Annotated in this window: 10 protein-coding genes; 2 read left to right on the forward strand and 8 right to left on the reverse strand. The window is 64.8% G+C overall.

Translation table 11 applies throughout. The annotated features are described in order from the left end of the window. Positions 1 to 29: 29 nt before the first annotated feature. From queG to ACU0B3_RS10310, 8 genes are all read right to left on the reverse strand, one after another. On the reverse strand, positions 30 to 1,070 hold the full coding sequence (queG, locus tag ACU0B3_RS10275; protein WP_446260764.1) for a tRNA epoxyqueuosine(34) reductase QueG: 1,041 nt from the start codon (positions 1,068 to 1,070) through the stop codon (positions 30 to 32). Between the two features lie 63 nt (positions 1,071 to 1,133). Next, entirely contained in the window at positions 1,134 to 1,799 is a 666-nt protein-coding gene (gene fzlA / locus ACU0B3_RS10280; protein WP_446260765.1) for an FtsZ-binding protein FzlA, read from the reverse strand. A gap of 64 nt (positions 1,800 to 1,863) precedes the next feature. Continuing rightward, positions 1,864 to 2,610: a monofunctional biosynthetic peptidoglycan transglycosylase gene (mtgA, locus tag ACU0B3_RS10285; RefSeq protein ID WP_446260766.1), complete on the reverse strand. Its 747-nt coding sequence runs from the start codon at positions 2,608 to 2,610 to the stop codon at positions 1,864 to 1,866. Between the two features lie 39 nt (positions 2,611 to 2,649). Further along, positions 2,650 to 7,185: a glutamate synthase large subunit gene (gltB, locus tag ACU0B3_RS10290; protein ID WP_446260767.1), complete on the reverse strand. Its 4,536-nt coding sequence runs from the start codon at positions 7,183 to 7,185 to the stop codon at positions 2,650 to 2,652. Positions 7,186 to 7,196: 11 nt separating this feature from the next. Next, positions 7,197 to 7,733 (reverse strand): Spy/CpxP family protein refolding chaperone, encoded by a 537-nt coding sequence (locus ACU0B3_RS10295; protein WP_446260768.1) that lies wholly within the window; start codon positions 7,731 to 7,733, stop codon positions 7,197 to 7,199. A 2-nt stretch (positions 7,734 to 7,735) separates the two neighbouring features. Beyond that, complete coding sequence (locus tag ACU0B3_RS10300) at positions 7,736 to 8,422, reverse strand: hypothetical protein (protein WP_446260769.1); 687 nt, start codon at positions 8,420 to 8,422, stop codon at positions 7,736 to 7,738. A 10-nt stretch (positions 8,423 to 8,432) separates the two neighbouring features. Continuing rightward, positions 8,433 to 9,134 (reverse strand): hypothetical protein, encoded by a 702-nt coding sequence (locus ACU0B3_RS10305; RefSeq protein WP_446260770.1) that lies wholly within the window; start codon positions 9,132 to 9,134, stop codon positions 8,433 to 8,435. 50 nt (positions 9,135 to 9,184) lie between these two features. After that, the gene (locus ACU0B3_RS10310; RefSeq protein ID WP_446260771.1) at positions 9,185 to 10,606 is read right to left on the reverse strand and encodes an NAD(P)-dependent oxidoreductase; all 1,422 of its coding nucleotides are present in this window, start codon (positions 10,604 to 10,606) and stop codon (positions 9,185 to 9,187) included. Positions 10,607 to 10,821: 215 nt separating this feature from the next. Between ACU0B3_RS10310 and ACU0B3_RS10315 the strand changes: the two genes are divergently transcribed. Next, a complete protein-coding gene (locus ACU0B3_RS10315) occupies positions 10,822 to 11,631 on the forward strand; it encodes an undecaprenyl-diphosphate phosphatase (protein WP_446260772.1) in 810 nt (269 codons plus the stop codon). Positions 11,632 to 11,737: 106 nt separating this feature from the next. Then, on the forward strand, positions 11,738 to 12,256 hold the full coding sequence (locus ACU0B3_RS10320) for a hypothetical protein (RefSeq protein WP_446260773.1): 519 nt from the start codon (positions 11,738 to 11,740) through the stop codon (positions 12,254 to 12,256). Position 12,257 lies beyond the last annotated feature (1 nt).

Below are 12,257 nucleotides of genomic sequence, written 5' to 3' on the forward strand. Positions count from 1 at the left end.
TGTCCTCCCGGACCGCCTGTGCCCCGGCCTCAGCCGGAGGTCCCGCCTGTTTGCGACACCGCCCAGCGCGCCGCGTCCGCGACCACCGGATCGGCGTCTTCACACAGATCGCGCGCCACCTCTCGCAGACCCGCATCGCCGGAATTGCCGATCGCATAAAGCACGTTGCGCACGAACCGTCCCCGCTTGATCCGCTTGATCGGCGAGCCGGAGAAGAGCGCCCGGAACCCCGCATCATCGAGCCGCGCCAGCTCCGCCAGCCGCGGCGCCACCAGCTCGGGCCGGGCGTGATACTTCACCTCCCGCGCTTCCTGCGCGAACTTGTTCCAGGGACAGACCGCCAAGCAATCATCACACCCGTAGATGCGGTTGCCCATCAGCCCCCGCAGCGCCACGTCCACCGGTCCCGCATGCTCGATCGTCAGGTACGAAATGCACCGCCGCGCGTCGAGCTGGTACGGCGCCGGAAAGGCATCCGTCGGACACACGTCGAGACAGGCCCGGCACGAGCCGCAATGATCGACCTCCGCCGTATCCCGCGCCAGATCAGCCGTGGTGTAGATCGACCCGATAAAGAACCACGACCCCATCTGACGGCTCACGAGGTTGGTGTGCTTGCCCTGCCAGCCCAGCCCCGCGGCCTGCCCCAGCGCCTTCTCCGGGACGGGCGCCGTGTCGACAAACACCTTCACGTCGCACCCTGACTCTTCCACCAGCCACCGCGCCACGCGCTTCAGCCGTTTCTTGACCACATCATGGTAATCCCGGTTCTGTGCATAGACGCTGATCGCCCCGCGATCCGGGCGGTCCAGCACCTCCAGCGGATCATGCCCCGGCGTGTAGACCTCTCCCAGAACGACAACAGACCGCGCCTCCGGCCACAGCGCCGACGGCCGCGCCCGCCACGCCACGCGCTCGGCAAGCCAGCCCATCTCGCCATGCCAACCGGCACCCAGAAACCGCGTCAGCCCTTCGGAAATATCGACCGCACCGGGATCACACACCCGGCACAAAGCAAAGCCCGCAGCCTCCGCCTCCGCCTTCAAACGCGCGGCCAGCTCCTCCTTCATCTTCCCGGATAAACTCTGGGGGGAGCCGCAGGCGGGGGGCTGGCCCCCCTCGACGCCCGCATCTCAGAAATCCAGATCGGTGTAATGCGGCGGCGGACGAAAACCCGGCACCTGATCTGCGAGGATCGCGCGAAAGGCCGGGCGCGACTTGATCTTGGCATACCAGTCCTTGACCACGTCGCTGCGGTTCCAGTCCACGTCCGAGATGTAATCGAGCGCGCTCAGATGCGCGGCGGCGGCAAAGTCTGCGAGCGTCATCGTGTCCCCCGCAAGCCACCTGCGGTGATCCAGCAGCCAGGCCATGTAATCGAGGTGATACTTGATCTTCTGCGCGCCCGCCTTGACGTTCTTGCTGTCCGGGTAGCCCGTGCCCATCAGCTTGCGATTGATCCGCTCGTAGAGCAGGTTCACCGTCACCTCGTTGTGAAACTTGTCGTCGAACCAGCTGACCAGCCGGCGCACCTCGTACCGGTTGTCCGCGCTCTTCGGCATCAGCGACGGCTCGGGATACTGCTCCTCGAGGTACTCGCAAATCGCCGCCGATTCCGCGAGCGTCTTGCCTTCGATCTTGAGCACCGGCACCTTGCCGGCCGGGTTGCGCTGCAGGAATTCGGCGTTCTGCTCCCAATAGCGCTCCTCGACCAGCTCGACCTCGATCTTCTTCTCGGCAAGGCTCAAACGCACCTTGCGACAGAACGGAGAGAGGGGAACGTGATAAAGCCGCGCCATGGTCAACCTTCGACTGCTCTGCCTCGTTACTGCCCCGAGACAGGCCCGAATTCAATGCCGCGCGCTAGCGCTCAAAGCATTCCGCCCGCCCGTCGGCGGCAATTGTCGCAGCGCCCGCGCGGATTTGCGCCGCTCTGGCACGCACCGCGGACGATGGCGCCGAGGCAGAGCGCCGCTTCGGCGACGGCAGGATCGCCGCGAGCCGGGACGCCTGCCGCGCGTCGAGCGCAGCTGCCGAAACGCCAAAGTAGTGCCGCGCCGCCGCCTCCACGCCAAAGACGCCCGTGTCGAACTCGGCCACGTTCAGATAGACTTCGAGGATACGCCGCTTGGACCACACCAGCTCCACCACCGGCGTCAACGCGGCCTCCAGCCCTTTGCGCACATAGCTGCGCCCGTGCCACAAAAAGACGTTCTTGACCGTCTGCTGGCTGATCGTCGAGCCGCCTCTTGCGCCACCCGATGCGATCGCCGCCCGCATCGCGTCGACGTCGATCCCCCAATGCGCGCAGAAATTGGCATCCTCGGCGGCCACGGCAGAGCGTGCCATCACCGGGGCAATGCGCTCCATCGGCACCCATGTCCGCTCGACACCGCCCAGCCGGTCCGCCTCGCCGCGCATGTAGACCCCCATCGGCGGGTTCACCACGCTGAACAGCGCGACGACAAGGACCGGAACCACGATCACCGCCAGCACACCCCGCAGCACCCAGCGCCGCAGCCACCTCCCGAGACGCGCGGGTCTGGACCGGCGCGGCGAGGGCTTGCGCCGAGATTTGCGCCGGGGTTTGCGACTGCGAGGAAGGGCCATGCCCTCAGAGGTGCCACGGCCCGTCTCCCGAAACCAGCGTCATTCCGCGGGAACGGCGGTCTCTTCGATGCCGATCGGGGCCGGCAGCTTGTCCAGCATCTCGATCGGGCAGACCTGCACAAAATGCGCCTTCTCGACATCCCAGTGCTGCAGTATATCGGCCCCTTTGCGGCTGCCGGTCTCCTCGACGTGGCGCACGATCAGCTCCTTGAGCTGGCGCTCCCAGTGATCGACCGTGACCGGGCAGGTGACAAGCGTCTCGCGGTTCATCATCGCCTGCGCGGTCCCGTCCGGGTCGTGCACATAGGCCATGCCGCCCGTCATGCCCGCGCCAAAGTTCGCGCCGATCTCGCCGAGGATCACCGCCACACCGCCGGTCATGTACTCGCACCCGTTCGTCCCGCAGCCCTCGACCACGACCTTCGCGCCTGAGTTGCGCACGCAGAACCGCTCGCCGGCACGGCCCGCGGCAAAGAGATGCCCGTCCGTCGCGCCGTAAAGCACAGTGTTCCCGATGATCGTGTTCTCTGCCGCCACCAGCGGGGAAGCCATCGGTGGACGCACCACGATGGTACCCCCCGACAGGCCCTTACCGACGTAGTCGTTGGCATCCCCCGACACTTCCAGCTTGAGACCCGGCGCCGCGAACGCGCCCAGAGACTGCCCGGCAGAGCCCGTGAGCTTCACCGTCAGGTGGTCGCGCTGCAGCGTGTTGCGCATGCCGAACTTGCGCACGATGTGGCTCGACGTCCGTGTGCCGACCGTCCGGTGCGTGTTCTGCACCGCGTAGCTCAGCTGCATCTTCTCCCCGTCCTCGAGGAACCGCGCGGCATCGCGCACGATCTCTGCATCGAGCGTGTCCGGCACCGCCTGACGAGCACGGTCACGGTCGTATTCGATCCGGTCCGAGCCATCGACGGTGATCAGCAGCGGGTTGAGGTCCAGATCATCGAGGTGCGCCGAGCCGCGCGAGACCTGGCTCAGGAGGTCGGCACGCCCGATCACGTCATCCAGTGACCGCGCCCCGATGGAGGCGAGCACCTCCCGCACTTCGGTTGCATAGAAGGTGATGAGGTTCACCACCTTGTCCGCATTGCCGGTGAACTTGGCGCGCAAGTCCTCGTCCTGCGTGCAGACGCCCACCGGGCAGGTGTTGGACTGGCACTGGCGGACCATGATGCAACCCATCGCGATCAACGCGGCCGTGCCGATGCCGTACTCCTCGGCGCCCATCATCGCGGCCATCACGATGTCTCGGCCAGTGCGCAGACCGCCATCGGTCCGCAGCGTCACCCGGGAGCGCAGGTTGTTCATCGCGAGGACCTGATGCGCCTCGGTCAGGCCCATCTCCCACGGCAGGCCCGCGTATTTGATCGACGTCGCGGGCGATGCACCGGTTCCGCCGTTATGGCCCGAGATCAGGATCACGTCGGCCTTGGCCTTGGCCACACCCGCCGCAATCGTGCCGACGCCGGACGAGGCGACCAGTTTCACCGTCACCTTGCAGCGCGGGTTGATCTGCTTGAGATCGTAGATCAGCTGCGCCAGGTCCTCGATCGAGTAGATGTCGTGGTGCGGCGGGGGCGAGATCAGCGTCACGCCCTTTGTCGAGTGCCGCAGTCGCGCGATGAGGTCGGTGACCTTCATCCCCGGCAGCTGGCCACCCTCGCCAGGCTTGGCGCCTTGCGCGACCTTGATCTCCAGCTCTTCGCACTGGTTGAGGTACTCGGCGGTCACGCCAAAGCGGCCCGACGCGACCTGCTTGATCTTGGCCGACGGGTTGTCGCCGTTGGGTTCGGGGTGGAAGTGTGCGGGGTCCTCTCCCCCTTCTCCCGAGTCCGACTTGGCGCCGATCCGGTTCATCGCCACGTTCAGCGTCTTATGCGCCTCCGGCGACAGCGCACCCAGCGACATGCCCGGCGTCACGAACCGTTTGCGGATCGAGGTGATGCTTTCCACCTCTTCGATGGGGATGGGCTTGCCGATCGGCTTCATGTCCAGAAGATCGCGCAGGTGGATCGGCGGCATCGCCCGCATCGCCTTGGAGTACTGCTGCCACAGCTGGTAGCTCGCCTTGTTGCAGGCCATCTGCATCATGTGCATCGTCTGCGCGCCCCAGGCGTGGGTCTCCCCGGTCTTGCGCGCCTTGTAGAACCCGCCGATGGGCAGAACGCCATTCGTGGTCCAGCCGGCGGCGTGGACCTGCTCGACCTTGCCCTGGATGCCGGTCACCCCGATGCCGGAGATGCGCGAGAGCATGCCGGGGAAGTACTCCGCGACCATCGCGCGGGAGAGGCCAACCGCCTCGAAGTTCAGCCCGCCGCGGTAGGACGAGATGACGGAGATGCCCATCTTGGACATGATCTTGAGAAGGCCCTGGTCGATGGCATTGCGGTAGCGCGCCACGGCTTCGGTGAGCGGGCCGTCGAGGAGGCCACGCTCGATCCGGTCAGCCAGCGAGTCTTCGGCAAGATACGCGTTCACCACCGTCGCACCCGCGCCGATCAGAACTGCAAAGTAGTGCGGGTCGATGCACTCGGCCGAGCGCACGTTAAGCGAGCAGAACGTGCGCAGCCCGTGCCGCGTCAGGTGCGAATGCACCGCCGACGTCGCGAGGATCATCGGCATCGCCACCTTGCCTTCACCGCTCTGGTGGTCGGTCAGCACGATGTGCCCGGCGCCCGAACGCACGGCGTCCTCGGCCTCTGCCCGGATGCGCGCAAGGCCGTCGGCGAGCGCATTGGCCGCCCCGCCGGCAGGGAAGGTGCAGTCGATGGTCACGACCTCGTCGCCAAAGGACGAGAGCAGCTTTTCGAACTGCGCGTTGCCGACGAAGGGGCTGTCGAGCACGACGATCTCGGTCTGGGCGCTGGACTCATCCAGCACGTTCTTGAGGTTGCCGAACCGCGTCTTGAGGCTCATCACGCGGTACTCGCGCAGGCTGTCGATGGGCGGGTTTGTGACCTGGCTGAAGTTCTGGCGGAAGAAGTGCGAGAGCGGACGGTAGCGCTTGGACAGCACCGCCGAGGGCGTGTCATCGCCCATCGAAGCGAGGCTCTCCTTGGCGTCCTCGGCCATCGGCGCGAGGATCTGCTCGAGCTCTTCGATGGTATAGCCCGCCGCGACCTGCCGCTTGCGCAGTTCATTGCCGGAGAACATCGCCTGCTCGGTCACACCGGCCAGCGTCGCGTCGAGCTCGTTGATCTTGCCCACCCAGTCGCCGAACGGCTGGGAGGCGGCCAGCGTGTCCTTGATCTCCTCGTCGTGGAAGAGTTTACCTTCCTTCATGTCGACGGCGATCATCTGGCCGGGGCCAAGCGCGCCTTTCTCGACCACGTTGGCCTCGTCGGTCGGGACCATGCCCGCCTCGGAGCCCGCGATCAGCAAGCCATCTCCGGTCACGATGTAGCGCATCGGGCGCAGGCCGTTGCGGTCGAGGCCGGCACAGACCCAGCGTCCGTCGGTCATGGCAAGGGCGGCGGGACCGTCCCAAGGCTCCATCACCGCGTTGCAGTAGTTATACATGTCGCGCCACGCCTGCGGCAGCTCGACGGCTTGCTTGGACCACGATTCCGGCACCAGCATCGTCTTGGCCATCGGCGCAGAGCGGCCAGCGCGCACCAGCACCTCGAACACCGCGTCGAGCGCGGCGGAATCCGACGCGCCGCTCGCGATGATCGGTTTGATGTCCTCGGCCATCTCGCCGAAGGTGTTGGAGGCCATGCGGATCTCATGGCTCTTCATCCAATTGACGTTGCCCTTGAGCGTGTTGATCTCGCCGTTGTGCGCCAGCATGCGGAAGGGTTGCGCCAGCCACCATTGCGGGAAGGTGTTGGTCGAGTACCGCTGGTGATAGATCGCAAAGGCGCTCTCGAACCGGTCGTCCTGCAGGTCGGGGTAGAACTCTGCAACCTGCTCAGCCAGCATCATGCCTTTGTAGATAATCGAGCGGCAGGAGAGCGACGCGATGTAGAGCGTCGGCACTTGCGCAGCGGCAGCGGCCTTCTCGATCCGGCGGCGGATCACGTAGAGCTCACGCTCGAACTGCTCTTGATCGACGCCCTTGGAATTGCCGATGAGAATCTGCTCGATCTCGGGGCGGGTCGCGTTGGCCTTCTCGCCAAGGCAGGCCACCTCCACCGGCACCCGGCGCCAGCCGTAGATGCGGTAGCCTTTGCGCAGCACTTCGGTCTCGACGATCGTCCGGCAGGTCTCCTGCGCCCCAAAATCCGTGCGCGGCAGGAAGACCTGACCAACCGCGATCAGCTCTTTGTCCTCAGGCTCGTGACCCGTGCGCCGGATCTGCTCCTGAAAGAAGGACACGGGGATCTCGACATGGATGCCCGCACCGTCACCCGTCTTGCCATCGGCGTCGACCGCGCCGCGGTGCCAGATCGCCTTGAGCGCCTGGATGCCGGCCTCGACCACCTGCCGCGACTTGCCACCGTCGACGGACACCACAAGGCCAACCCCACAGGACGAATGCTCGTCCTCTTCAGAGTAGAGCCCGTTCTCGGCCATCCAGCGGCGCTTCTCTTCCTCGGCCCGGGCCCAGTTTGCGTCGAATTTGGTCATGGCCTGCTCCTTTAGTGTCCGCCGTGGCCGGCATGGCCCGAATGGCCGCCCGGCGCGTCGTAGCCGCGCAGCCGCGCGTAGATCATCTTTTGATGGCGTGTGAGGATGGGTGTCGCGTCGAGATGCGCCTTGAGATGCACCGCACGTAATTCAGCGCGCAGCGCGCCTGCCTCCGCCGTCAGGCGCGCCACGTCGTCGTGGCTCATGTCGGCCTCTTCGAATGCCGCATCCAGGGCTGCCTCGGCGGCGACGTATGCCGCACCCAGCGTGCGCGCCCGGCTGTTCATGTCGGCAAACAGCGCCTCGACCTTGGTGCGTTGATCTGCCGTCAGGTCGATGTCGTCCGCCAGCTCGAGGATGTGCAAGGGTCCCGGGTAGCCGTTCAGCTCCGCCGACTTGGCAAACCCCCAACCGCGCCCGTTCAGAAGATCGTCGATGTCCGACGCAGACAGGCTCGCGATCTCGCGCGCGTCCTGGCCGGCATAGGGCGCCGTCTGCGCCGTTAGAGCAAGCGGCAGACACACAAGCAAGGCAGTCAGGCGTTTCATGGTCATTCCTCCAGGGCCGCAGGCACAATCGCGGGCGCGGCATCGAGGCCCGCGTTGAGCACGTCGCAATCGTATTTCGGGCGGGAGGCAAAAAAGCCGTCCTCGCCGGGGTAGATGAACTCCACTGGGCTGAAGTCGTAAGGCACCTCTTCGCCGTCCCGCTCGTTGAAGCCGGAGCCGGAAAAGAACATGCGGTGCCTGGCGGAGATGTACTCGTTGCCGGACCGCTCCCAGCGTTCGGTGCCGTCTGGCGCCGTGGCCTTGGCGGAGTAGGACGTCGGCAGCAGCTCCTCGCCGTCGATGGTGACGGGGCCGCCGATGACCTGGTCGAACCCGGTCACGCGCTCGGTCTCCTCGCCGCGGGAGACGGTAAAGTCGTAGGTGTCCACGCCGGTCGTCAAAAGCTCGGTCATCGACATCGGGTCTGCCGAGGACAAGAGCCGGGAAGAGCGTGTGGGAAAGAGCGTGTGGCTCTCGACCCATTCCGCCTCGAAGTTGATGCGCGACACGAAATTCGGTCCGTTCGGCCCGATGTCCACGCGCCAGTTGTCGCCCGGCTGGTCGCCCTCGCAGGTCCAGTGGTTGGACACCTTGCAGGTGCGCGACTGCACCGTCAGGAACCCCGTACAGCCCTCGGGCGGCTGGAACTCCTGCGCGGCCACCGGCAGCGGCGCGATTAGCGCCAGCATGAGGCCCGCCCTAACCATGCGAGCCACTCTGCGGGATCGGCATGCTTGCATCCGTGCCGCACCCGAAGGCCGACTGGCTGGTTAGAAAAAGCGCATCCCCCGGGAAATGCAGGGCGCGGATTTCTTCGTCCGAGACTTCGGGCGCCGCATCCGGGCCGATGCTGGCAAAGCTGCCGTAGACGAGGATGCCTTGCGCCTCGAGCCAGGCGGCCTGCCCGGCAATCTCGACCTCGCTTCCCATGAAATCCATCGAGAACCGCACGTCGACTTGCAGATACGCCGCACCGTCGATCGTGGTGGTCCCTCCGGTCTTGGCCGCGGTCATCGTGTAAGTGCCGCGCGCCGGCGGAAACCCGGGGGAGATCACCATCTCGAGCGCGCCTGCACCCGTCGAAGTCCCGCCTGACCGCAATGCCTCGAACGAGAACGCCGTCTGCGCCTCCGCGCCGATGGACGGCATCTCGGCATCATAGCTTTCCGCCGCGATCAGATCGCCGTCGAGCGTGTACCGCCCGACGAGCCGCAGCTCGGCGTCCTCGAACTCGTAGGTGCGATACTCGTCGTCACACGTCGCGTGCGTGACCGCGATGCAGGAGTTCTTTTCGACGGTCACAAGCGGCTGGCACACCTCCGGCAGCCAGGCCGGACGGCTTTCTGCCACACCAAGAGAGGGCAGCAGCGCAGCACAGGTGATGAAGAGGCTTCGTTTCACGTCAAGAGCTCCACATGGTTAAAGGGTCACGAAAGGTGACCCATCGCCGCTTACTCCGCCGCGATGGCGTGGGCCGCGCCAAACCGGTCGAGGATCGCCTCGGCGCAGTCGCGCCCGTCGCGGATCGCCCAGACGACCAGCGAGGCACCGCGCACGATGTCGCCCACCGCATAGACGCCGTCCATCGCAGTCTCACCCGTGGTGAAGGCGGCCTTGATCGTCCCCCAGCGGGTGACCTCCAGCTCGGGCTGGTCCCACATCTGCGGCAGCGCCTCGGGCTCGAACCCGAGCGCCTTGATCACCAGATCGGCCGGCTCGACATAGTCGGACCCCTCGATCAGCTCGGGCGCCTGGCGGCCCGTCGCGTCGGGCAGGCCAAGGCGCATCCGCTGGACCATCACCCCCTCGGAGGTAAAGCCCTTGGGCGCGGTCAGCCACTCGAACACGACGCCTTCCTCCTCGGCGTTCTGCACTTCGCGCTGGGAGCCCGGCATGTTGGCGCGGTCGCGGCGGTAAAGGCATTTGACGCTGTTCGCGCCCTGTCGGATCGCCGTGCGCACGCAGTCCATCGCCGTATCGCCGCCGCCGATCACGACGACCCGCTTGCCGGCCGCGTTGAGCGTGCCTTCGGCATAGCCCGCCGTCTCCTCGCCAAAGCTGAGCTTGTTCGAGGCGGTCAGGAAATCGAGCGCCCTGACGCTTTCAAAGCCCGCCACTTCGGGCAGGCCAAGGTCGCGCGACTTGTAGACGCCCGTGGCGATGATCACCGCGTCGTGCGTCTCGCGGATCTCCGCGAATTTGGCCGCGTCCACGTCGCAGTTCAGTTCGAACGTCACGCCGCCCGCCTCGAGCTGCTGGTTGCGGCGCATCACCACGTCTTTCTCCAGCTTGAAGCCGGGAATGCCGTAGGTCAGAAGCCCACCTGCGCGGTCATACCGGTCGTAAATCGTCACCTGCACACCCGCCCGGCGCAGCACGTCCGCCGCCGCCAGACCACCCGGGCCTGCACCGATGATGCCAACGCTTTCGGCGCGCTCCTGCGCGGGCTTGGCGGGCAGCACCCAGCCGTTCTCCCAGGCGGTGTCGGTGATGTACTTTTCCACCGCACCGATGGTGACCGTGCCGTGGCCGGATTGCTCGATTACACAGTTGCCTTCGCACAGGCGGTCCTGCGGGCAGATCCGTCCGCAAATCTCGGGGAAGGTGTTGGTGGCCTGGCTGACCTCATACGCCTCTTGCAGACGGCCTTCGGCGGTCAGGCGCAGCCAGTCGGGGATGTTGTTGTGCAGCGGGCAGTGCGACTGACAGTACGGCACGCCACATTGCGAACAGCGGGAGGCTTGTTCCGCCGCCTTCTCGCGCGCGAACTCGGCGTAGATCTCGTTGAAATCCGTCTTGCGGTCATCGGCGGTGCGCTTGGTCGGCATGTCGCGCCCGACCTTGGTAAACTTGAGCATCGGCTGATTGGCCATGGATCCCTCGCTGGCTGTCGAGCCGCCCTTCTATCCACACACCTCCGTCGTGAAAAGTCATAAATACTGACCTAAGCACGGATATTTTTGCCGCATCGCCGCAGTGTGGGTAGAAAAAGGTGTGAAACTAGGTCCGATCCGGCCTCAACTCGAGACTTCTCTTTTGCCGTGAGGGGCTTATACCGGATGCAGTTGCAGCATGCCTGTGAGGCCGTATGGCGCTTTACCACCTTCTCCTCGTGGCTGTCATCCAGGGTGTGACGGAATTTCTGCCGGTTTCCTCGTCGGGTCACCTCATTCTGCTGCCGAATCTGACGGGGCTCGACGATCAGGGGCAGGTGATCGACGTGGCCGTGCATGTCGGCACGCTGGGGGCCGTGGTGCTCTATTTCTGGCGCGACGTGCGGCTGGCGCTGTCGGGTATTCCGTCGCTTGTACGCGGGCGGATCGACAGCCAGGGCGCGTGGCTGGCGCTATGCCTCGCGATCGCGACGGTGCCGGTGGTGCTCTTCGGGCTGGTGCTCAAGCTGACGGGCTGGGACGCCGCGCTCCGCTCGGTGACAGTGATCGGCTGGACGATGGTGATCTTTGGCCTGGTGCTCTGGTGGGCGGACCGCCGGGGCGCGTCGGAGCTGACGCTGGAGCGCTGGTCGCTGAAGCACGCGTGGCTCCTCGGCCTCTGGCAAGCGGTCGCCCTGATCCCCGGCACGTCCCGGTCGGGCATCGTGATCACCGGCGCGCGGTTCCTTGGCTACGAACGCTCCGAAGCCGCGCGGGTCGCGATGCTCATGTCCATCCCCACGATCTTCGCCTCCGGCGTACTCCTCGGCTCCGAAGTCGCCTTCTCCGCCGACCTCCCCGCCGCCCGCGACGGCCTCATCGCCGCCATCTTCGCGTTCCTGGCGGCCCTGCTCGCCCTGACGCTGATGATGCGCCTCCTGCGGTCGGTGAGCTTTACGCCGTATGTGGTGTATCGGGTGGTGTTGGGGGTTGGGCTCTTGTGGTGGGGGTATACGGTCTCTTGACTCAGTATAGTGGCGTACGGGCGTTAATTTGGTTGCCCAGCGCAGGGCTTTCGCCAATCGCGCGGATGCCGGAGTCCCTCCAAAAAAATGAGAAAGCGTTGCTTACATGGAAGCTAAAGATGTCGCGTTAATAATCACATCTCTCGGATCCTTGCTCGGGGTATTCTCCCCGATTTTCTTCAATATCTTCGAGGCAAGAAGACGAAGGTCAGACGAAAGACGAAAGGAGCTAATAAGCTCGATCAAGGAGCTAATTCGCGCAGCTAACAAGCAAAAACAGGTCTATAGTGAAAATGCTTCGAAGTTGTCAGACTACTTTGAACAACCTTCGAGCAAGAAGGTGTGGCCAAAGCTTGCTAAGGCCAATGACACTTATTTTGAACATCTATTCATCGTTCAGGCATCATGTTCTTCGGTGGGTATCGATGCTACACGATTTGCAGATGCAGTAAAAAATTTTGCTGCCGGAACGTCAGCAAGGTTTTCCCTAACGGAATCAGATGCCAAAGATTCTACAAAAACAGCTTCGGAAGTAGCCATTGAAAGTATTTCAAAAATGGAGGCTCTGGAAAAGACTCTCATCTCCGAAGCGACGTGTTTGATCAAAGCTGTTGATGGGATTTAGC

The sequence above is a fragment of the Pseudaestuariivita sp. genome, from assembly GCF_052825805.1.

What these genes read in the sequence shown, in the direction of transcription:
- fzlA (WP_446260765.1), bottom strand. Translation starts at nt 1,799, where the DNA reads ATGGCGCGGCTTTATCACGTTCCCCTCTCTCCGTTCTGTCGCAAGGTG.
- ACU0B3_RS10310 (WP_446260771.1), bottom strand. Translation starts at nt 10,606, where the DNA reads ATGGCCAATCAGCCGATGCTCAAGTTTACCAAGGTCGGGCGCGACATG.
- ACU0B3_RS10320 (WP_446260773.1), top strand. Translation starts at nt 11,738, where the DNA reads ATGGAAGCTAAAGATGTCGCGTTAATAATCACATCTCTCGGATCCTTG.
- queG (WP_446260764.1), bottom strand. Translation starts at nt 1,070, where the DNA reads ATGAAGGAGGAGCTGGCCGCGCGTTTGAAGGCGGAGGCGGAGGCTGCG.
- mtgA (WP_446260766.1), bottom strand. Translation starts at nt 2,610, where the DNA reads ATGGCCCTTCCTCGCAGTCGCAAACCCCGGCGCAAATCTCGGCGCAAG.
- gltB (WP_446260767.1), bottom strand. Translation starts at nt 7,185, where the DNA reads ATGACCAAATTCGACGCAAACTGGGCCCGGGCCGAGGAAGAGAAGCGC.
- ACU0B3_RS10315 (WP_446260772.1), top strand. Translation starts at nt 10,822, where the DNA reads ATGGCGCTTTACCACCTTCTCCTCGTGGCTGTCATCCAGGGTGTGACG.
- ACU0B3_RS10300 (WP_446260769.1), bottom strand. Translation starts at nt 8,422, where the DNA reads ATGCTGGCGCTAATCGCGCCGCTGCCGGTGGCCGCGCAGGAGTTCCAG.
- ACU0B3_RS10295 (WP_446260768.1), bottom strand. Translation starts at nt 7,733, where the DNA reads ATGAAACGCCTGACTGCCTTGCTTGTGTGTCTGCCGCTTGCTCTAACG.